Source organism: Halopseudomonas oceani (assembly GCF_002903165.1).
GTDB classification, from domain to species: Bacteria; Pseudomonadota; Gammaproteobacteria; order Pseudomonadales; family Pseudomonadaceae; genus Halopseudomonas; species Halopseudomonas oceani.
Map to the genome: position 1 here is coordinate 1 of NZ_PPSK01000010.1, position 18,869 is coordinate 18,869.

21 protein-coding genes are annotated in these 18,869 nt (G+C 60.1%); 11 read left to right on the top strand and 10 right to left on the bottom strand.

Annotation, left to right across the window (positions count from 1 at the left end; genetic code table 11):
- The 3 genes from C1949_RS11170 to C1949_RS11180 all read right to left on the bottom strand — a co-directional run.
- The coding region (locus tag C1949_RS11170) for a toxin VasX (RefSeq protein WP_146040313.1) at positions 1 to 2,296 on the bottom strand (2,296 nt) is incomplete at its 3' end.
- Entirely contained in the window at positions 2,280 to 3,164 is an 885-nt protein-coding gene (locus tag C1949_RS11175; protein WP_170063060.1) for a DUF4123 domain-containing protein, read from the bottom strand. The genes C1949_RS11170 and C1949_RS11175, both read right to left, overlap by 17 nt.
- Before the next feature lie 298 nt (positions 3,165 to 3,462).
- Positions 3,463 to 3,747: an antibiotic biosynthesis monooxygenase family protein gene (locus C1949_RS11180; protein ID WP_104738569.1), complete on the bottom strand. Its 285-nt coding sequence runs from the start codon at positions 3,745 to 3,747 to the stop codon at positions 3,463 to 3,465.
- A 130-nt stretch (positions 3,748 to 3,877) separates the two neighbouring features.
- On the opposite strand from C1949_RS11180, the gene tusA reads away from it, so the two are divergent.
- Entirely contained in the window at positions 3,878 to 4,111 is a 234-nt protein-coding gene (tusA, locus tag C1949_RS11185) for a sulfurtransferase TusA (RefSeq protein ID WP_104738697.1), read from the top strand.
- Between the two features lie 8 nt (positions 4,112 to 4,119).
- Here the strand turns inward: tusA and C1949_RS11190 are convergent, their stop codons facing one another.
- Both C1949_RS11190 and C1949_RS11195 read right to left on the bottom strand, forming a co-directional pair.
- Complete coding sequence (locus tag C1949_RS11190; RefSeq protein ID WP_104738570.1) at positions 4,120 to 5,193, bottom strand: DUF3080 family protein; 1,074 nt, start codon at positions 5,191 to 5,193, stop codon at positions 4,120 to 4,122.
- Positions 5,194 to 5,207: 14 nt separating this feature from the next.
- On the bottom strand, positions 5,208 to 6,599 hold the full coding sequence (locus C1949_RS11195; RefSeq protein WP_104738571.1) for an MATE family efflux transporter: 1,392 nt from the start codon (positions 6,597 to 6,599) through the stop codon (positions 5,208 to 5,210).
- 144 nt (positions 6,600 to 6,743) lie between these two features.
- Between C1949_RS11195 and C1949_RS11200 the strand changes: the two genes are divergently transcribed.
- On the top strand, positions 6,744 to 7,277 hold the full coding sequence (locus tag C1949_RS11200) for an elongation factor P hydroxylase (RefSeq protein WP_104738698.1): 534 nt from the start codon (positions 6,744 to 6,746) through the stop codon (positions 7,275 to 7,277).
- Here C1949_RS11200 and C1949_RS11205 read toward each other — a convergent pair.
- Positions 7,274 to 8,170, bottom strand: coding sequence for an alpha/beta fold hydrolase (locus C1949_RS11205; RefSeq protein WP_104738572.1), 897 nt, complete (start codon positions 8,168 to 8,170; stop codon positions 7,274 to 7,276). The genes C1949_RS11200 and C1949_RS11205 overlap by 4 nt on opposite strands.
- A 416-nt stretch (positions 8,171 to 8,586) precedes the next feature.
- Between C1949_RS11205 and pdxB the strand changes: the two genes are divergently transcribed.
- Positions 8,587 to 9,726, top strand: coding sequence for a 4-phosphoerythronate dehydrogenase PdxB (gene pdxB, locus C1949_RS11210; protein ID WP_104738573.1), 1,140 nt, complete (start codon positions 8,587 to 8,589; stop codon positions 9,724 to 9,726).
- Here the strand turns inward: pdxB and C1949_RS11215 are convergent.
- On the bottom strand, positions 9,716 to 9,904 hold the full coding sequence (locus C1949_RS11215; RefSeq protein ID WP_229744428.1) for a PA1571 family protein: 189 nt from the start codon (positions 9,902 to 9,904) through the stop codon (positions 9,716 to 9,718). The two genes, pdxB and C1949_RS11215, sit on opposite strands and share 11 nt — an antisense overlap.
- Before the next feature lie 81 nt (positions 9,905 to 9,985).
- On the opposite strand from C1949_RS11215, the gene C1949_RS11220 reads away from it, so the two are divergent.
- The 5 genes from C1949_RS11220 (at position 9,986) to C1949_RS11240 (ending at position 14,479) form a co-directional block, all read left to right on the top strand.
- Positions 9,986 to 11,143: an ATP-NAD kinase family protein gene (locus tag C1949_RS11220; RefSeq protein WP_104738574.1), complete on the top strand. Its 1,158-nt coding sequence runs from the start codon at positions 9,986 to 9,988 to the stop codon at positions 11,141 to 11,143.
- Positions 11,144 to 11,240: 97 nt separating this feature from the next.
- Positions 11,241 to 11,747: a hypothetical protein gene (locus C1949_RS11225; protein ID WP_104738575.1), complete on the top strand. Its 507-nt coding sequence runs from the start codon at positions 11,241 to 11,243 to the stop codon at positions 11,745 to 11,747.
- Positions 11,748 to 11,760: 13 nt separating this feature from the next.
- Positions 11,761 to 12,462 carry an esterase/lipase family protein gene (locus tag C1949_RS11230; RefSeq protein WP_104738576.1) on the top strand — a complete coding sequence of 234 codons (702 nt, stop codon included), beginning with the start codon at positions 11,761 to 11,763 and terminating at the stop codon, positions 12,460 to 12,462.
- 10 nt (positions 12,463 to 12,472) lie between these two features.
- On the top strand, positions 12,473 to 12,727 hold the full coding sequence (locus tag C1949_RS11235) for a ribosomal protein L7/L12 (RefSeq protein WP_170063061.1): 255 nt from the start codon (positions 12,473 to 12,475) through the stop codon (positions 12,725 to 12,727).
- A gap of 189 nt (positions 12,728 to 12,916) precedes the next feature.
- Positions 12,917 to 14,479 (top strand): outer membrane protein assembly factor BamD, encoded by a 1,563-nt coding sequence (locus C1949_RS11240; protein WP_146040314.1) that lies wholly within the window; start codon positions 12,917 to 12,919, stop codon positions 14,477 to 14,479.
- 104 nt (positions 14,480 to 14,583) lie between these two features.
- Here the strand turns inward: C1949_RS11240 and htpX are convergent, their stop codons facing one another.
- The 3 genes from htpX to C1949_RS11255 all read right to left on the bottom strand — a co-directional run bounded on the left by htpX (position 14,584) and on the right by C1949_RS11255 (position 17,281).
- The gene (gene htpX, locus C1949_RS11245; RefSeq protein WP_104738579.1) at positions 14,584 to 15,477 is read right to left on the bottom strand and encodes a protease HtpX; all 894 of its coding nucleotides are present in this window, start codon (positions 15,475 to 15,477) and stop codon (positions 14,584 to 14,586) included.
- A 161-nt stretch (positions 15,478 to 15,638) separates the two neighbouring features.
- On the bottom strand, positions 15,639 to 16,064 hold the full coding sequence (locus C1949_RS11250) for a hypothetical protein (RefSeq protein WP_104738580.1): 426 nt from the start codon (positions 16,062 to 16,064) through the stop codon (positions 15,639 to 15,641).
- A 5-nt stretch (positions 16,065 to 16,069) separates the two neighbouring features.
- The gene (locus C1949_RS11255) at positions 16,070 to 17,281 is read right to left on the bottom strand and encodes a pyridoxal phosphate-dependent aminotransferase (RefSeq protein ID WP_104738581.1); all 1,212 of its coding nucleotides are present in this window, start codon (positions 17,279 to 17,281) and stop codon (positions 16,070 to 16,072) included.
- 142 nt (positions 17,282 to 17,423) lie between these two features.
- Between C1949_RS11255 and msrB the strand changes: the two genes are divergently transcribed.
- The 3 genes from msrB to C1949_RS11270 all read left to right on the top strand — a co-directional run bounded on the left by msrB (position 17,424) and on the right by C1949_RS11270 (position 18,869).
- Positions 17,424 to 17,822: a peptide-methionine (R)-S-oxide reductase MsrB gene (msrB, locus tag C1949_RS11260; RefSeq protein WP_104738582.1), complete on the top strand. Its 399-nt coding sequence runs from the start codon at positions 17,424 to 17,426 to the stop codon at positions 17,820 to 17,822.
- A gap of 94 nt (positions 17,823 to 17,916) precedes the next feature.
- Complete coding sequence (locus C1949_RS11265; RefSeq protein ID WP_373289812.1) at positions 17,917 to 18,399, top strand: glutathione peroxidase; 483 nt, start codon at positions 17,917 to 17,919, stop codon at positions 18,397 to 18,399.
- Positions 18,396 to 18,869, top strand: coding sequence for a MarR family winged helix-turn-helix transcriptional regulator (locus tag C1949_RS11270; RefSeq protein ID WP_229744431.1), 474 nt, complete (start codon positions 18,396 to 18,398; stop codon positions 18,867 to 18,869). The genes C1949_RS11265 and C1949_RS11270 overlap by 4 nt, the downstream gene beginning before the upstream one ends.

An 18,869-nucleotide genomic window follows, 5' to 3' on the forward strand; every position in this document is an offset into this window, starting at 1 on the left:
TTGTGGCCAGGCTCGCCAGCATGCTGCTGGCGGCCGTGCTCACTGCTAACTGGTCTTGCCGGTTCCATTTGCCACTAGCGCCGGCTGCGGTCATGGCCTCGTGGAAGTTCCAGATGTTGAGGACGGTGACTAGGCCGGCGAGACCTTGGGCAGCGTTGTTTTTTGTCCATTCGTTTACCCGCTTGAGGTAGGCGCCATAGTCTCGTGCTTTCAGTTCCAGCTGTTGCGCCAGCTCCGCACGGACCAGGGTCTGTATGGAGTAGGTGCGGTGCTCGGTATGAGTACGTAGGGTCTGGGTATTGAGTTCGCCGCTGGCCAGAACCTTGTTTGGCATCTCCAGCATGAGGGAGTCGAGCTGGCGTTTGAGCTGATGGACGTCCCTTACCGCTGCCATACGGTCGTGGGCTCTGCCTATCCTCACGACACGGCTTTGAGCGTCAATGCGGCGAGTGAGCTGGGTGACCTTGCGCATCCAGGCGGCGTGTTTTTGCCGGTATTGACCGTCGATCACCAGAAACGGGTGGGTTTCGTTGGTCAGGCTATGTATGGATACCGAGATAGACGCATGGGCAATGGTTTTCCAGCGCGGTGCATGGCGGCTGCTGATGGCGGGAAGCAGCTTGAATTCGAATGCTTGCCAGGTCTTTTCGTAGTTGGCAGTTGCGATGCGCAGTAAGGTTTCGTAGGCTTTCTGCGCTGGCCTGCTCAGGCGCTGAAAGATCGCGCTGTTGCGGATGGTTTCGTTGCTGAGGACGTCGCTGATTTCCTGTGTGCGCTTGGCGACGGAGGCACTAGTCGCGAGGGATATGCCGTCCTCTTCGACGAACTCCTTGGCCAGTTGCTCGATACCTGAGGCGAGCTCTGCGTCGAAGTTGTAGTTCGCCAGACCAATCAGCGTTTTGGGAGTGGTGTAGTCTTCAATCACCCATTGCTGCGCTTGCTGATCGTGGGCGAGGAAGGACAGCCAGGCGTCAGCGTGGTTGATCAGGCTCAGGCACTGTTCTTCGTCCGTCTGATCGAGGAATAGCCCCAGTGGGTCAGGTCCCAGTCTCTTTAACCAGGTGATCAGGTCTTGCAGGCAGGGCGTCAGTCTGGCGTGTATATCCTCGAGTTCTTGCTCTTTTTCCAGTGCGAAGGTTTGTGATTCCTCAAAGCGCACCTGGTCGCGCAGGGTTTCCCGCGTGCCCCATTGTTCAACCAGACCGTCCAGTTTGGCCGGTGCGTCCTGACCGTATCCGCTAATTAGTTGCTGCTGGTGCTGTTCCAGCGTCTGGCCCGCGGTGATTGCGCTGATTCCATCCGTTGGTCTGTTCAATTCCTTCAGGTAGCGCGCCTTGGCAGTGAGATAGTCCTGCGCCTTCTGTTTGAATGCGTGAAAGGCTTCTGGTGACAGCCCCATCTCTGACTCCAGCGGAGAGAAATCAACACCGGCCAGCAGTTCGATATGTTGAGCTATGGTCAGCTTGTGCAGGTGTTGCTCTTCGAACTGGCTGAGTTCGAGCGCCGGTCCGGCGCTCTGCATGCTGAGGTCATCAAGGATGCCAAGATGATCGTCCAACGCGATGAACAGGGCGGAGTCCTGGTCGGGTACGCTGGCAAGCACGGTGTTGCTGCCCAGGGCCGGTTTGTATGTGGCGTCTTCACCTGTGGCCTGTGTGGGCAGCGTGGTGCTGTCGAAGCGCTGGCCGGGGACGGCTGTGCCGTTGTCGATATCGGCGACTGTCTCGCCCAAGTGCCTCAGCGGGGCGCAGTGGGGTGCCGAGAGCGTTTTGGCATAGGTGGCCAGATCGAGTCCACGCATCCATTTTTCCTGGTTCACCGGCTCCTGCATGCGCTCGTGTGTCCAGGCCGTCCACCGCTCGGCTGAGTAGGCGATATACAGCTGGTGTTGGCGTGGGTACAGCAGATGGCTGAGGCCATTTGAGCAGGCAAGTGGTTGACCTGCAGCACGGGCGCTGCTGGCGACTTTGCTGAAGCGAGCGCCGATTATCTGGTATTCGTCCCGGGTATTGGCGGTGCGGTCGATCACATACAGCCAACCGTCACGCAGTTGCCGCAGGGTATAGCTGCGCTGGTTTAGCACTGGCAGTGATTGGTGGCCCTGCCAGTGCGGTGGAATAGGATTGGGGCCGGGCTGGTCAGAACTGTCCGAGGCCTCATCAATCGCGTAACGCACCGGGAAGATGGCGAGCTCTTGCTGCTGGAGCGGGCACTGAGCAGCTGCACTGACGGGTTTGTCTTCGAAGATGGCCCAGAGGCTTTCCAGTAGTGCCTGTTCTCTATGCAGGATGGTCATGGTTCTCGGCATTCCTTGCGATAGCGCATACGCAGTTGCGGTAGTAGTGCTGCAGTTGTTGGTCGGGTGTTTGCGGGGGCTGCTGCTTAACCTGCGCAAGCCCGCGTTGGAACGCGCCCTGGGGGGCGACTGCAAAGTCGCTGCCATCACGCAGGCTGAGGTCGCACCACACCGCGATGCTGCGCTCGGTGCTGAGACCAAAGGCTTCGGCATCCGCGAGGCGTGCGTCGAACCAGGCATCCAGTGCATGTTTGGGAATCGCCGCAAGGGCTGTTTTTCGGTTTTTTTGCAGCCAGCAGTAAAGGCGCTCTTTCAACTGGTGTTGATAGGCTTGCTGCAGGGCTGACAGCTGCGGGTGCCCGAGTGGTAAGACGGGAAGCGCGTTTTCGGTTGCTCGCGGGGCGGGGCTGAAATCGTGCCAGCACGACGGTTGTTGCGGGAGCAGTGCGCTGGATGGCGCAGCGATACGCCAGCGCGTGATTGGTCCCATAACCGCGCGAAGGGTGTCGGCGTCGTAGCTGTGCAGCCAGAACCAGGCGACCAATGGATCGGCATAACGCAGCAGGGTTTCTCCGCCGGTAACGTCGGAGACGTGATTAAAGCGGCGCAGGTGAATGGCGACAGCGTTCAGGCCCAAGTGACTGCTGAGCTCGGCGGCGCTTGAGTGCAGCGCTACGTCGGTTTCGAATTCAAGGAAAAGACCGGAAGCGGGATCGGCGCTTACCAATAGCGGGCCAAGATCGGCTGCGCCGTGCCAGGGGGTATCGAAATAGAGCGGTTCGACTTCCAGCACTTCATTGCGTTCATACAGGCGCGCGAGCGCATCGGGGTAGCGCGCGCCATCGATCAGCAGGTATCGACGCATCATGTCCTGATACCCGCTGTTGGCGCATTGTGCGCTCGGTCGATGCTGTCCGGGTACAGAGCATGCTGTACTGCGGTAAATAGGGCGAACATCCGTGTTCCTTACTGTGCGATCCATGCGGCGTTCGAGCGATAGCGCTCAGGCCGTGGAGCAAAGCTTAGGGGCGTCGCCAGACAATGGCTGTGAAAAGCTCGGAAAAATTGGAGGCAGTGCGCATTTGCTGACAAAAATGCGCTGATTCAGGCATCACGCCAGAGTCGCCGGATGCTCTCTGGCGTGGTTGGTCGCTACGCTGAACGGATTACAGCGGCTCAAGCAGGGTGATGCGCTCTTCTTCAAGCAGAATGGGAGCGAAGTTGCTGATGGCGTCGCGGCGGGCTTCCGACTCTTCCCAGCGCTGCCAGGAGTGGATGTTCTGCCAGGTCACCATAATGACCCGCCGGTTAGGATGTTCCAGATCCCGGAACGACTCACCCGAGATGAACCCAGGCGACTGGATGGCCGCCGACAGTACGCGCCGGGCTACCTCTTCGTAGGGTACTTCCAGACCTTCTGCAATATCCCTTTCAATCAACACCTTGATCATGCTTTTTCCTTACCCGTTTCGGGGTGTTGCGTCTTGACGACTTTCCCTTCCAGTGTCGGTCGACAGGCTGCGTCTGGCAAGCACTGCGGCATTTCGGGATAATCGTCGTTTTCTGCTGCGGGACCTGCCCATGTCTGATGCCACCGCTACTCTCGATACCCAGGGCTTGATGTGCCCCGAGCCGGTCATGATGCTGCACAACGCGGTGCGCGACATGGCCGCCGGTGAGCTCCTGCAGGTGCTCGCGACGGACCCTTCTACCCAGCGCGATATCCCGCGTTTCTGCAGCTTCCTCGGCCATGAGCTGGTTGAGCAGAACGAGACGGATGGCGTTTTTCATTACCTGATTCGCAAGGTAGGCTGAGCGGCGTCTCAGGGCGTCTGCCAGCCGGCTTGCCCGGGGGCTGACTGGCAGGTACCAAGCACGTCCTGCCAGGCCTGAGTGTGTTCATCCACTGCCTGCCGGTAGCTATCCCACAACGCCTCTGGAGTACCCGCCAAGCGATCCAGCGCCTGCGCTGTGGCAGGTGGGATATGCGCAACAGCACGTAATTGCTCGATCTGCGCGGCCCAGGGTTCGCCGAGCCGTTGCAGTTGCGCCAGATAGGGTTGGATCTCGCCGGCGTAGAACAAGACAAAGACGTTGAGCAGAATCTTCGACCGCTCTGATGGCTGGTTCATCGGGCACAAATAGGTTGCTGGTTGTGCTCGCAGCATCGCGGTGGCCTGCTGCAGGCCGTGACGGGTTTGTGCCAGGGCGGTAATCAGTTGGCTGCTGCGTTGACTGCGTTGCAGGGCCTGGAATAGCGGGTCCAGTTCGCTTACCGGCGGGGGGAGTCGGGCGGGCAGGGCGCTGCCAATCGCCGTCAACTGCTGCAACGCAGGCAGTCCCGCGTCGGTCAGGGCGTCGCTGGAGACGGGCAACGGCTCGGTTGCGAAGCGCAGGTAGTGCTCTGTCTCGCTGCTGGCGTTGATCGCGTTCCAGAACACCTCCGGTAACTGGCTGCGCTTGCGCTCGGCGATGTCGCTCAGTTCGGTCAGCAGCTCCTGCTGCTGCGGATCGTCTGCAAGGCTTTGCCGACAGCTGTCCAGTGCGCGCAGCAGCTCCCCCTCGTAGCCCAGGCGGCTACTCCAGGGCATGACCTTGCCGAGCACGCTGTTACGTTCGGCAATGCGCTGTTGCAACGGCTTGCACTGGTTTACGTCGATCAGCAGGTCCAGCAGGCTGATGCGTTCGGCGGGGATGTCATAGAGCCGATCACGCCGTTCGGGCAGTCGATATTGACTGAGTTGGTCGGGATTGAACGGGGTGAACTGCTGCCTGAGTACGCGGGCGACGCGATCCAGATAATTGTCCATCTGCCGCTCTGCGTCGGGCGTTGGCTGGCAGCCGACACATAGCGCGGTGATGGACAACAGGGCGAGCAGAACGGGCAGTGAGCGCATGGCGCCAGTATGCCCTAGTGGTGAAGCCCGCGCTGGTGAATGGGTTTACGGCTGACGTTGCGCAGCCGCAAGCCGAGAAACAGTGCTGCGCTGCTCAGGCCAACGATCAGTCCGAGCCAGAAGCCGGCAGGGCCTCTAGCCGGCCCCAGCCAGTCGGTCAGGCCGAGTAGGTAACCGGTCGGCAGACCGATCAGCCAGTAGGCGACCATGGTCAGCAGCATTGGCAGGCGGGTGTCCTGGAAGCCGCGCAGCGCGCCCGCGCAGGCCACCTGCACCGCATCCGAGAACTGGTACAGCGCAGCGAGGACGAACAAGCTGGAGGCGAGGGCCAGTACCTGCGGGTCCTGGGTGTAGATCAGCGGGATCTGGTTGGCCAGGGTGAACATGATGATGGCAGCGATGGCGGCAAACAGCAGCGCCAGGACCAGCCCTACCTTCGTCGTCAGCATGGCATCACGGGCGCCGCCGCGCCCCAGGTTGTGCCCCACGCGGACGGTGATGGCCAGCCCCAGACTGAAGGGCACCATGAACGCCAGCGAGGTGAAGTTGAGGGTGACCTGGTGGGCGGCTACCACGATGGCACCGAGACTGCCGATCAACAGCGCGATCACCGCGAACATACTGGTTTCGGCAAACAATGCGATGCCGATCGGGAAGCCCAGGCCGATCAGCTCGCCCTGGGTTCGCGCCTTCGGCCAGTCAAACCGTTCGAACAGGCCGCAGGGCTGATAGAACGACGCGCGCTTGAGGTGCACCAGCAGGCAGCCCAGCATCGCCCACATGACGATCGCCGTGGCGACGCCGCAGCCGACCGCGCCCATGGCCGGGAAGCCGAATTTACCGTAGACCAGCACGTAGTTGGCGGGGACGTTGATCAGCAGTCCGATGAAGCCGATGAGCATCGCCGGCTTGGTGCGCGAGAGACCGTCGCTTAGCCCGCGCAGAGCCAGCATGACACCGACCGCCGGGAAGCCGAGGGAGATGGCCAGCAGGTAGTTGAGCGTCACCGGGATCAGCAGTGGATCGACCTCCATCCAGCCCAGCACCGGTCGCATCAGGTTGAGAAACAGCATGCAGCCGCAGCCGATCATCAGCCCCAGCCAGGCGCCCTGGCGCACCAGCGCACCGGTTTCACTGATACGGCCGGCCCCATTGGCGGCAGCAACCTTGGAGGTGACGATCATCATCACCCCGGTGAGAAACAGCAGGGTCGGAATCCAGAACGAGTTACCCAATGCCACGGCTGCCAGCGCTTCGGCGCTGACGCGTCCGGCCATGGCGGTGTCGACAAAACCCAGCAGGGTATGTGCCAGCTGCGCCGCGATGATCGGGAGCACCAGCGCAATCAGCGCGCGCAGTTCTGTTACAATGCGCGCCCGAGCGGGTAGGGGAGGAGTGCTGGTCATTCTGGCCGGACCTGACGTCAAAACCGCCCATGCTAGCAAGTTGCGGCATATTGTCCAGCTGCACCGTCACGCTGCTTGCTGGTGTTTCGCCCGGGGCCGGTTCGAGCGCTGGCGCTCAGTCATTCAGCACCCATGGTTTTCAGCATGCATCACGACTGTCAGGACCTGATTCGCCTGTTCGACGAGTGTTTTCTCGCCGACCTCAACACCTGTCTGCGGGGCGGCTATCCGGAGCCCGAATACCTGCCGGCCGATGCAGCGCATCCGCGCCACCGTATCCTGTTTACCCGTGATTACTTTCGCAGCGCATTGCATGAGGTTGCACACTGGTGTGTTGCCGGGCCGGAGCGTCGGCTGTTGCCAGACTTTGGTTACTGGTATGCGCCGGATGGGCGCACCGCTGAGCAGCAGCGCACCTTCGAGCAGGTTGAGGTCAAGCCGCAGGCGTTGGAGATGATCTTTTGTCTGGCTGCCGGGCACCGTTTTGACGTGAGTACCGATAACCTGAGCGGCGAGCAGACCGACGCCTCACCCTTCCGGGAGAGGGTGCACGCGCAGGCGCGGGTTTATCTGCAGCAAGGCATGGGCGAGCGGCCAACCCGGTTCGCACACGCCTTGCTCGACGCCTATCAGCCGGGTCGGGCGCTCGATGTCGGCCTGCTGGAGCCGCTGGTCTAGACCGTCATCGGGATGACCTGCGCACCGCGCGGCCTGTGTTGCTCAACTGGCTCAGGGGCGACGAGGGCATCCGGTGCAAGGTACTGCAGCACCGCATCGCGAGTCTGAATCCAGGCTTCGCGGCTCTCCATATCCAGAAAATGTCCGGCGCCCTGTATCGTGGCAAAACTGCTTCGGCGTACGTAGCGGTTGAAATCGCGGGCGTCCTCGACGCTGGTATAGCGGTCCCGGTCGCCGTTGATGAACAGGATTGGCACGTCAATATCGGCGCTGCCGCGTAGATAGCATCGCGTATCCTGGGTCAGTACCTGACTGACGTGGAACGCCATCTGATGGTATTCGTGTTCTTCCAGACTGATGATGTGACGGAAGTTGAAGCGTTTGACCAACGATGGCAGGTATTCACCAATGGTTGAGTTGAGCAGCTCGCCCAGTTGGCGGCGTTCGGCATTGAGCAGCAGGTCGATGCCGCGTTCCAGATAGGCACGCATGGCCGAGTTGATGACCGGCGAAAACGCCAGCACGATAGCTTTTTGCAGCCGCTTTGGGCGTTGAGCCAATGCCAGCAGAGCCGAGGCGCCACCCCACGAAAAGGACATCAGGTGATCGGCTTGATAGTGCTCAATCAGCTCCAGCAGGATTCCGGCTTCCTGCTCCTTGGTAATCGGCCGCCGGTTGCTGTTGAGCGGCTTTGACTGACCCGCGTACGGCTCATCAAATAACACCACATTGAAGTGCGGCTGCAGGTAGCGCACCGTCTGCGCGAACGAGGCCGTGGTGGCCAATGAGCCGTTGACCAGAATGACCGTACCGCGCGGTGCCGGGCTGGCGTAATAGTGGGTGTGGATGCGAAATAGCCCCAGTGTTTCTACAACATCGTGTTCTGCTTTCATGTTCCCTGTCTCCGGAATTGGCTGGACCCGGCCGCCGCTGGCGGGTCATACAGGGCAGTTGCAGGCAAATGGCCGTAAACAAGCAAAATCGCCAGGCAGGTCGATGCGCGACCGCTGTGATTGTGGTTATGGCGACAGGGGTGGTGAGGACAGTTCCGGGGGCGGCGCAGTGGGCAGTGCGTCGATGCTCCCGTTACTCAGGCAGGTCCTGCAAGGTGAGGCAGTGCCTCAAAAAACGCTTGGAATCATTATCAGACCGAAAAGTCACATTCGGACTGTGGGTTTCAGTTAAGCAGCGGCGTTGTCTCGGTGCAAGCGGTTGTTGCAACAAAGCGACAAAATGCGCAGCCGGGTGGACAGCGCTGCCACCGACGCTCGACAATGTTCCGCGTTCCTTCTGCCAAGTGACCCCCCACATGCATATCGTTGCCGACGAAAATATCCCCCTGCTGCAGGCCTTCTTTGCCGATCAAGGTCGGCTGACGACGTTGCCCGGTCGTAGCATCCGCCGTGAGCATCTGCTGGACGCCGATGCGCTGCTGGTGCGTTCGGTAACGCGGGTTGACCCAGCGCTGCTCGAGGGCACGCCGGTACAGTTTGTCGGTACCTGCACCATTGGCACGGATCACCTGGATTTGCCGGGGCTGGCGACGGCAGGAATTACGGTTGCCAGCGCACCGGGCTGCAACGCCCGCGGTGTGGTCGAGTATGTGCTCAGTTGTCTGTTGACCCTGTCGGAGCGAACCGGCCTGCCGTGGCGTGAGCGCCGGGTGGGTATCGTCGGTGTTGGCGAAGTGGGTAGTCGGCTGGCGGCAACGCTTGGTGCGCTGGGCGTGGAGTGCGTGCTGTGCGATCCGCCGCGGGCCGCTCGTGGCGAGGCCGGTTTTGTCGAGCTGGATGCGCTGCTGGCGCAGGTCGACGTGGTCAGTTGTCACGTCCCGCTGACCCGCAACGGCCCGGATGCAACCTGGCACCTGCTGGATGCGCCTCGGTTAATGGCGCTGCAGCACGGGACCTGGCTGATCAACAGTAGCCGGGGACCGGTGATCGACAATCATGCATTGTCTGTGCTGCTGGCTGAACGCCCCGATGTGCAGGTGGCGTTGGATGTATGGGAGCTGGAGCCGCAGGTCGATACCGCATTGCTCAAGCTGTGTGCGTTGGGAACGCCGCATATTGCCGGCTACAGTCTCGATGGCAAGCTACGCGGTACCGAGCAGATTTATCAGGCCTGGTGTCGGCACCGTGGTGAGCAGCCTCGGCTGACACTGCAGGCGCTGGCGCCGGAGGCGGGATGTGCGCAGCTGCAATTCAGCGCCGAGACGCCGGCCCAGTGGATGTTGGAAAAGGCGCTGCGTCAGGTGTATGACGTGCGTGATGATGATGCCCGGTTTCGGGCGATGATGATGCCGCTGGCCGGTCAGAGCACCGGGGCTGCATTTGATACGTTGCGCAAGGACTATCCGTTGCGTCGTGAGTGTCCGCAGGTGCGGATTCTGCACGCGGATGGGGAAGGGCAGGCCGCGCTGATGGCGGCCGCCGGATTCAATGTTTAAAGCGCGGTTGCGCAGCCACCCACTGACGGTCCAGTTGTTCGCAGGCGTGCTGGATCATCTGTTCAGTGATGGCGATTTCACGGCCGTGTTCGTCGATGATGTGGCCACCGACACAGTGAGCCGGGTGAACCAGAATCTCGGCGGTTTCACGACAAGGTTTAAGGGCAGGCACGTTCATGGTTGTCTCCCGTTATCAGTCAGGTTCAGCCGCGTTGGCAGCTGAACGCAGGATATGGCATTGCCATGACGGATTTGTGACATGGAAAACCCGATAGCAGAGCATCACAACACCCGTTTTCGTCTGGGGTTGATTATCAACCCGCTGGCGGGGGTAGGCGGCCGTGCGGCGCTCAAGGGCTCCGATGGCGTGGCCGAGCAGGCGTTGGCCATGGGCGTTGAACCGCAGGCGCACAGCCGCGTCAGGCAGGCGCTGGCATCGCTGCTGCCGCTGCGCGATCGCATCCGATTGCTGGCTGCCCCTGGGGTGATGGGGGCTGATTTGCTGGCCGACATGGGCTTTGAGTGCGAGGTAGTCGGGGCGCTGTCTTGCCCACCGGAAACATCTGCTGAAGACACTGAGACCATTGCTCGGCAGATGAGTGATCAGGGTATTGATCTGTTGCTGTTTGCCGGTGGCGACGGGACCGCGCGTAACATCTGCAACCAGCTCGACGAGCGTCAGTTGGTGCTGGGTATTCCGGCGGGGGTCAAGATTCATTCCGGCGTGTATGCGGTCAATCCGCGGGCGGCCGGCGAGCTTGCTGCGCTGCTGGTGCAGGGCGAGTTGATTCGTCTGCGCGAGGCGGATGTGCGTGACATCGACGAGCAGGCCTTTCGTAATGGCCAGGTGCGCACCCGGCATTATGGCGAGCTCTCGGTGCCGGAGGAGGGGCGTTTCGTCCAACAGGTGAAGCAGGGCGGGCGGGAAGTGGAAACCCTGGTGCTCGACGACATCGCCGCCGGTCTGCAGGAAGAGCAGGATGACAGTACTGGCTGGATTCTCGGCCCCGGCTCTACCACCCTTGGGTTGCTGGAGGCGATGGGGCTGGAAGGGACGCTGCTGGGTGTCGATGTGTTGCTCGACGGTGAGCTAATCCTGCGCGATGCGACCGAGCAACAGCTCTGGGAGCTGGTCCGGCAAGGAGGGGACTGGCGCATTCTGGTTACCGCTATCGGTGGCCAGGGTCATATTCTCGGGCGTGGCAATCAGCAGTTGTCACCGCGCGTCATTCGCGCTGTCGGGCTCGAAAATTTGTTGGTGGTGGCCACCAAAACCAAGCTGCGCAGTTTGTCCGGACGCCCGTTCCTGGTCGATACCGGTGACAGCCAGCTGGACAGCGAACTCAGCGGTCTGCGTCGGGTACTCAGCGGATATCGAGAAGAAATGTTGTATCCGGTCAGCTGGAAGGCGGAGTGAAGCAGGGCAGTCGTCGCCCGATTAGGGTAATTTGCTGATAACGCTCCGCTGAAGACATCGGTCCGCGGGTATTGTCATCTTCCGCTACAAGGCAGCAATGAACAGACGCGATATCAAGAAGGCCCATGAGCAAAGTGTGATTCGTTCCTTCAAACATTACCTGGAACGTGCTGGACGAACGTTGTCGATTGTCGGTTATCCGGACCCGCCGGATGCAGTTGTCGTGCTTGATGGCACGCCCAGCTGGATCGAGATTACCGATGCGTTTATTGGTGCTGACTTTGCCCGTAGCCTGACCAGTTTTGCTGCCGATGATGTGGAGTACATTCCCGTTGGGCGCGGAGTCGCACTCAACCCGGACGAAAGCTTCATCGAGGAGGTCGTTGCGGTGGTTGAGAAGAAGTACGCCAAGGCGTCCATTACTGAGGTGTTTGAGTCCAGCGGTGCGGGTATTTTGCTGGTGGGGCTGTATTCCCCCTTTGTATTTGAGCGAGAGGTTGAGCATATTGTCGGGGTTTTATCAGCCATCAGGCAGCAGCACGATGATCGCTTCAGCGAACTCTACGTCTACAATGCGGCGCATGACTTTTTCCCGGTTCCGTGAGCCCGGTGGCTGCATGAGGTGGCTGCTGTTGGTCCTGTGCGTGCTGTTTCCGGCCGTGAGCAACGCGGATTGCGTGGTGTTGCTGCATGGCCTGGCAAGAACACCTGACTCGATGGATGCGCTGCAGGAGGCATTGGTCGAAGAGGGGTATGCGACCATCAACGACGGCTACCCTTCACGCGACTACGCCATTGAGCCGCTGGCCGAGATGGCCATTGCCCCGGCTATTGCCAGGTGCCCCGCAGACGGACAAATTCACTTTGTTACCCATTCCCTGGGCGGGATTCTGGTTCGCCAGTATCTGGGTACCCATCAGCTGGAACGCCTCGGCAGGGTGGTGATGCTGGGGCCGCCCAATGGCGGTAGCGAAGTGGTCGATGAGCTGGGCGATGTGCCGGGTTTTCACTTCCTCAATGGCGATGCGGGTATGCAGCTCGGCACGGGGACAATGAGTGTCCCTAATACCCTTGGCAAGGCCGATTTCGACGTTGGCATCATTGCGGGCACCCGTAGCGTGAATCTGTTCCTCTCAACGCTGATTCCGGGGCCAAACGACGGCAAGGTGTCCACGGAAAACACCAAGTTGGAGGGGATGCGCGACTATATCGAGCTGCCCGTTACTCATACCTTCATGATGAGCAACCAGAAGGTCATCGCGCAGGTCATTGCTTTCCTTGGGACTGGCAGCTTCGAGCACGTGGATGCGGCGGAATGAAGGCACAAGTATGAAAAGGGAACTGGATGTCCAGGTTGTGAGCGCGCTGCAGGACGGCCGTAAAATCGAGGCAATCAAGCTGCTGCGAGAGCAGCGCGGGATCGGCTTGAAAGAGGCTAAGGAGGTCATTGAGGAGTACTGTGAGCAACATGGACTGAACAGCTCCTCACGGGTGCCGGAAGGAGGCGGTGGGCTGGTGCTGATAGGTGTGTTGGTGGTGCTTGGCTATCTGATCTATCGCTATGTGTTTGGGTCGGCGGTCTGAGCTGGTGGACTATCAAAACAACAAGCGGCTTTTGCAGAAGTGCTTCGTTGCTGTCGAGCCATTTTGTGCACTTTCATCGCCCTGGTTGGTTCTGCACTAGCTAAACGACGGCGTTCACGCGGTCAGGGAGAATCAGGCTTACCATTCCTGATGGGCAACGGTGGTGAGCGCACGCAAGGGAGTGGCTTCATGAGAAAAATCATTTTGGCGGCAGTGCTTTTGTCGCAGCTGGCCGGTTGTTCCAACTCGGAGGAGGAGGCCCGCACGCTGCTCAATCATGCTATTCAAGATTGGGATAGAGGCGAGTTGGCGTCAGCGGTTCAGGCGTTCGACCAGATAGAAGAGCAGTATCTGCATACCGCTGCAGCTACCGATGCCTTGAAGGAGCGAGCAGCGCGGGTTGATAACTACCGCCTTGGGTTCGGCCCGGAAGCAAATCAGCGGCGCAACCAGGGGATGGTGTCACGTGATGTTCTCCAGCACCTTGAAGCGGTACACCAGCGTAGCGGACGTTACCCGGCCGGGTTAAGTGAAGGGGAAGACGCCTATCAGGGCCAGTTTGCCGCGTATCTTGAGCACTGCAGCTACCAGAGCAGGTTACCGCAGTACGGCTACCAGCTTGATTGCAGCAAGGCGGATGTTGCCTATCAACAGGAGCAGATGCGCAACGCGCGGTCCGTCGGTGGTCGGCACCTGCGTCGATCCGGTGATGCTGGGGCGGGCGAAGCCATCAAATTTGCTGGTGATCTGCTGCCCGCAGCCAGCACCTGGGGCTCACGCCTTAACCCCTCTGGAGACATCCCCACCGGGCAGTTTCAGGCTTTCTATATCAATACCAAGCAACCGCAGCAGGTGATTGCCACAGAGACCGTGGATAACATCGCGATCAACTATGTTCGGGACGATTTTCACGGCATCGAATCGGGCGACTTCGGTGGCTATTGGGTAGGCAACCTCATGTTTGAGGAGCCGACTGTGAAGCGGATTTCGGTCAGTCAGAGCTGGGCCAAGTCACGCGTTCTGATTGATGGTCGGGTGCTCTATGAGGGCGGCTCCGATCAGTCGATGCTGTATCGCTTTGAACCGGGTGTGCACAAACTGGAGGTCGAGTACGTCAACAACTGGCATACCACCGAGTTCAACGTGGATATCGGCAGCGAACAGACCTATCTCGAGGTCAGTGAGGTTCGCGCACGCCTGGGTGAAGCGCTGCCGGCGGACGTGACCCTGTATTACGCTGGGGTCTATGAGAGCAGTGCGCAGGACCTGTCCATCGTGCTGAATCTGGAGCGCACAGAAGGGCCGGTCGCGCTGGTCCTGAGCTCCTACAGCCCGGTCAGGTGGTACCTGTCCAATCCGTTTGGTGTTGACGTCAGAGCAGTGGTGTACGGCGCCTACAAGCCGGGCTCCAGGCTGGACGGCGACCTGCCCGAGTCACTGCTCAGATTGCCGGCTAAATCCCGGATCGGCTCCTACCGCGTGCGTGAAGACTGTAGTTGTACTGCTGGTACATTCCATTGTTCCGGCGGAAGTTTGGGGCCGACGCTGAGTGCGCTGAAAGGATTGACGGGCGTGTCGCTGAGCGGATTTTCCGGTAGCTATTCGGCATCCGCGTTGGCGGTTCCAGCCACCCGGATTGACGAGGCGTTTCTGGCTCAATTGGCGGCTGATGAAGGGAACATTGCTTCGCAGCGTGCCGCTTGCAAGGCAGAAAATGACCCTGATTTCGAGACGCTGCTGGGTGAGCCCTGAACGGGGTTGTCATTGGACGAAACGCTTCAGACAGCGCGGGTGGTTTGAAACAAAAAAGGGATCAGGTGAAGCACCTGATCCCTTTCTTTTAGCCGTTCAACAACTCAGCGGTAGTTGCCGGCACGCAGCGCGGCGATGCGCTCATCTAGCGGCGGGTGGCTCATCAGCAGGCCCGCGAGGCCGTTCTTCAGGCCACCGTTGATACCGAAGGCAGTCATCTCGCCGGGCAGCTCAACCGGAATGCCTTGCTCGGCTTTCAGATGCTCCAGCGCTGCGATCATGGCACCGGCACCGGCCAGCTGGGCGCCGGCGGCATCGGCGCGGAACTCACGCTGACGGGAGAACCACATCACAATGATGCTGGCCAGAATACCCAGCACCAGCTCGGCGAAGATGGTGGCGATAAAGTACCCGATGCCGGGGCTGTCACTCTCGTTTTTGAATACCGCGCGATCAACGAAGTTACCGATGATGCGGGCAAAGAACATGACGAAGGTGTTTACCACGCCCTGGATCAGCGACAGGGTGACCATGTCGCCATTGGCTACGTGACCGATCTCGTGCGCCATAACGGCCTTCACCTCGGCCGGGCTGAAGCGCTGCAGCATGCCTTCGGAGACAGCAACCAGCGACGCATTCTTGTTCCAGCCGGTCGCGAAGGCGTTTGGTGCGCGGGAAGGGAAGATCGCGACTTCCGGCATGCCGATACCGGCGGTGCGCGCCAGCTCTTCAACAGTGCTCACCAGCCAGCGCTCCTGCTGGGTTTGCGGCTGTTCAATCACGCGGGCACCGGTGCTGCGCTTGGCCATCCACTTGGACAGGAACAGCGAAACGAAGGAGCCGGCAAAACCGAATACGGCACAGAAGATCAGCAGCGACTGAAGGTTCATGCCGCCCTGGCCGTCGTGGACGCTGCCGACGCCCAGGAGACTGAGAGTGACACTGGCGACCAGGATTACAGCCACGTTGGTAGCCAGAAACAACAGAATTCGCATCATGAGGGTATCTATTCCTATCGAATGAAAACAGGCAGTTGCAGCCGTCTGGCAGAGCCGCTGGCCGCATGCATGGGGCTTATATTGGGCGAAAGCCGGCGTCTTTCAACGGCGACTCTATGACAAAACGTGTCGTACTGAGGTTCCGCAAGAAACGGCTGTGATCAGCGCCGAAAGCACTGCTGCACTGCGTCAAAGATTTCGTTGCTGGAGCCACTGCGCAGGGCGTCGCGCAGGCGTTGGGCAAGGGTTGCCTGTTGGCGCGCGACACTGGCTGGCAAGTCTGACTGTAAACGCTGTGGGTCAGGCGCGGAGAGGAGGGTAAAGGCACGCTCGGTCAGGCAACACTGGTCGATTGCTTCCTGGCGGATGGTGTCGGTGTAACGCAGGAAGCCTTCGTTGGCCAGCCATATCATGGCGCTGAAACAGGCCATGTGGCGTGGTGCGGGAACGCCGAAGGCATCGGGTTCATGCTCGCCGATCAGGTCAACGACAAACAGGCTGCCGGGCTGAGGGAAACGGTTGTAAAGCGCCACCAGGATGCGGGCAACATCCTGGTGGAAGTCCTCGATATGAAGGTCGGCGGCCACAGAGGTTACTGCCGGTAACTCTTGAGGAAGTTGGCGATACGACCGATAGCCATTTCCAGATCATCCTTGCGCGGCAGCGAAACGATACGGAAATGGTCAGGCCACGGCCAGTTGAAGGCGGTGCCCTGGACGATCAGGATCTTTTCCTGCAGCAGCAGGTCGAGCACCATCTTCTCGTCGTTGTGGATCGGATACACCTTCGGATCAAGGCGCGGGAACAGATACAGCGCGCCCTTGGGTTTGGTGCAGCTGACGCCGGGGATGTCATTGAGCATTTCCCAGGCGGTGTCACGTTGCTCCAGCAGGCGGCCGCCCGGCAGGATCAGATCGTTGATGCTCTGGTATCCGCCAAGTGCGGTCTGAATGGCGTGCTGTGACGGTACGTTGGCACACAGGCGCATGGAAGCGAGGATTTCCAGACCTTCCAGGTAGCTGGTGGCGTGCTGCTTCGGACCGCTGATGATCATCCAGCCAGAGCGGAAACCGGCAACCCGGTATGACTTGGACAGACCGTTGAAGGTCAGGCAAAGCACGTCGGGGGCGACGGAAGCCAGCGACTCGTGGACGGCGCCGTCGTACAGGATCTTGTCGTAGATCTCGTCGGCGAACAGGATCAGGTTGTGCTCGCGCGCGACCTGGGCGAGTTGCTCCAGCACTTCACGCGGATAGACTGCACCGGTCGGGTTGTTCGGGTTGATCACGACCATCGCCCGGGTGTTGGGGGTGATCTTGCTGCGGATATCGTCGATATCCGGGTACCAGTCGGACTGCTCGTCGCACAGGTAGTGTACGGGCTTGCCGCCGGACAGGCTGACCGACGCGGTCCACAGCGGATAGTCCGGTGCCGGGATCAACACCTCGTCGCCGTTGTTGAGCAGGCCCTGCATGGACATGACAATCAGCTCGGATACGCCGTTTCCGAGGTAGATGTCGTCAATGCCCACGCCTGGAATATTCTTGGTCTGGGTGTAGTGCATGACAGCCTTGCGGGCTGAGAATAAGCCGCGCGAGTCGCTGTAGCCCTGGGCGGTAGGCAGGTTCAGAATCACGTCCTGGAGAATTTCCTCCGGCGCTTCAAAACCAAAGGGTGCAGGGTTGCCAATGTTCAACTTGAGAATGCGGTGGCCTTCTTCCTCGAGGCGCTTGGCGTGCCGCAGAACGGGCCCGCGAATGTCATAACAGACATTGGCCAATTTGTTGGACTTGCTAACCTGCATGGTGCTTACCTTGTCGATCCAGGGCTGAGTAGGGTGTGTCGGGGAGGCGATTGAAGACTTCCCTGAGCGCGCGTAAAGCGCCCATCATACGTGCTGCGTGGGCGAGTGGGAAAGCCCGATTATGGTTATCCGGAGTGATTTGATGAACAAGATCAGCAAGAGTGAATCCGAGTGGCGCGAACAGCTGTCTGATACCCAGTTTCAGGTGTGCCGCCTGAAGGGAACAGAACGGCCGTTTACCGGCGCCTACTACCGCAACAGTACCCCCGGTGTGTACCACTGCATCTGTTGCGATGCGGCATTGTTCGATACCGATACCCAGTTTGATGCCGGTTGTGGCTGGCCGAGTTATTACCAGCCGGTGCGTCCGGAGGTGGTTGAGGAGCACGAGGACTTCAGCCATGGCATGCACCGCACCGAGGTAACCTGCTCCCAATGTGACGCGCATCTGGGGCACGTCTTCCCGGACGGGCCGCCACCGACCGGGCTGCGCTACTGCATCAACTCGGTCTGCCTGCGACTGGAGCCTCGAGACGGGTAATTGATTGCGCGCAATTTTGTTGACATAAATGTATTTGCGGCTAGGCTGGCTGGGTGATTATTTAATTTCAGCCATGTCTTTTAAGGAAGCCATCATGAGCAAGTTGCTGGATATTCCGTGCACCACCATCGATAACCGCGAGTCGTCCCTGGCAGAGCTGGGCGGTAAGGCTTATCTGGTGGTAAATACCGCCAGCAAGTGCGGTTTTACCCCCCAATACAAGGGCCTTGAGGCGCTGTGGCAGGACTACCGGGATCGTGGCCTGCAGGTCACCGGTTTCCCGTGCAATCAATTTGGCGGCCAGGAGCCTGGCAGCAGCGACGAGATTAGTCAGTTCTGTGAGCTGAACTACGGCGTCAGCTTCCCGCTGTTCAAGAAGGTCGATGTCAATGGCAGCAATGCGCACCCGCTATTCGTTGAGCTGAAGAAGCAGGCACCGGGCCTGCTGGGCAGCAAAGGCATCAAATGGAACTTCACCAAGTTTCTGGTTGATGGTCAGGGCAAGGTGATCAAGCGCTATGCGCCCACCACGGCTCCTGAGGAGTTGCGTGCGGATATCGAGGCGTTGTTATCGTGACTACAGCGCGCAACCCGGACGAGCTGGATGGGCTGCTGGCGCTGGATAATCAGCTGTGCTTTGCCCTGTATGCCGCTTCGCGGGCGTTGATGAGGACCTATCGTCCTCTGCTTGATCCGCTGGGCCTGACCTATCCGCAGTATCTGGTGATGCTGGTGCTCTGGGAGTGGCAGCGCAAGCCGCCCCAGCACCCGGGGGTCAAGGCACTCGGTGAGCGCTTGCAACTCGATTCCGGTACCCTGACCCCGCTGCTCAAGCGGCTGGAAGCTCAAGGTCTGGTCCAGCGAGAGCGAGTCAAGGGCGGCGATGAGCGTCAGCTTCAGGTTAGCCTGACCGCTGCCGGCGAGCGTTTGCGAGAACAGGCCGGCGATGTGCCGAGAGCTTTGATGTGCAGCACGGGCATGAGCAAAGAGCAGGTTATGGTGCTGCGCAGCGGGCTTGATCAGTTGTTGCGGGAGTTGCAGGAGTAA

Bases quoted from the DNA above. Each gene is read 5' to 3' on its own strand.
- C1949_RS11190 (WP_104738570.1), bottom strand. From the start codon at position 5,193: ATGCGCTCACTGCCCGTTCTGCTCGCCCTGTTGTCCATCACCGCGCTA.
- C1949_RS11240 (WP_146040314.1), top strand. From the start codon at position 12,917: ATGAGAAAAATCATTTTGGCGGCAGTGCTTTTGTCGCAGCTGGCCGGT.
- C1949_RS11255 (WP_104738581.1), bottom strand. From the start codon at position 17,281: ATGCAGGTTAGCAAGTCCAACAAATTGGCCAATGTCTGTTATGACATT.
- C1949_RS11230 (WP_104738576.1), top strand. From the start codon at position 11,761: ATGAGGTGGCTGCTGTTGGTCCTGTGCGTGCTGTTTCCGGCCGTGAGC.
- C1949_RS11180 (WP_104738569.1), bottom strand. From the start codon at position 3,747: ATGATCAAGGTGTTGATTGAAAGGGATATTGCAGAAGGTCTGGAAGTA.
- C1949_RS11175 (WP_170063060.1), bottom strand. From the start codon at position 3,164: ATGATGCGTCGATACCTGCTGATCGATGGCGCGCGCTACCCCGATGCG.
- C1949_RS11235 (WP_170063061.1), top strand. From the start codon at position 12,473: ATGAAAAGGGAACTGGATGTCCAGGTTGTGAGCGCGCTGCAGGACGGC.
- C1949_RS11220 (WP_104738574.1), top strand. From the start codon at position 9,986: ATGGAAAACCCGATAGCAGAGCATCACAACACCCGTTTTCGTCTGGGG.
- tusA (WP_104738697.1), top strand. From the start codon at position 3,878: ATGTCTGATGCCACCGCTACTCTCGATACCCAGGGCTTGATGTGCCCC.
- htpX (WP_104738579.1), bottom strand. From the start codon at position 15,477: ATGATGCGAATTCTGTTGTTTCTGGCTACCAACGTGGCTGTAATCCTG.
- msrB (WP_104738582.1), top strand. From the start codon at position 17,424: ATGAACAAGATCAGCAAGAGTGAATCCGAGTGGCGCGAACAGCTGTCT.
- C1949_RS11205 (WP_104738572.1), bottom strand. From the start codon at position 8,170: ATGAAAGCAGAACACGATGTTGTAGAAACACTGGGGCTATTTCGCATC.
- C1949_RS11200 (WP_104738698.1), top strand. From the start codon at position 6,744: ATGCATCACGACTGTCAGGACCTGATTCGCCTGTTCGACGAGTGTTTT.
- C1949_RS11215 (WP_229744428.1), bottom strand. From the start codon at position 9,904: ATGAACGTGCCTGCCCTTAAACCTTGTCGTGAAACCGCCGAGATTCTG.
- C1949_RS11225 (WP_104738575.1), top strand. From the start codon at position 11,241: ATGAACAGACGCGATATCAAGAAGGCCCATGAGCAAAGTGTGATTCGT.
- pdxB (WP_104738573.1), top strand. From the start codon at position 8,587: ATGCATATCGTTGCCGACGAAAATATCCCCCTGCTGCAGGCCTTCTTT.
- C1949_RS11195 (WP_104738571.1), bottom strand. From the start codon at position 6,599: ATGACCAGCACTCCTCCCCTACCCGCTCGGGCGCGCATTGTAACAGAA.
- C1949_RS11265 (WP_373289812.1), top strand. From the start codon at position 17,917: ATGAGCAAGTTGCTGGATATTCCGTGCACCACCATCGATAACCGCGAG.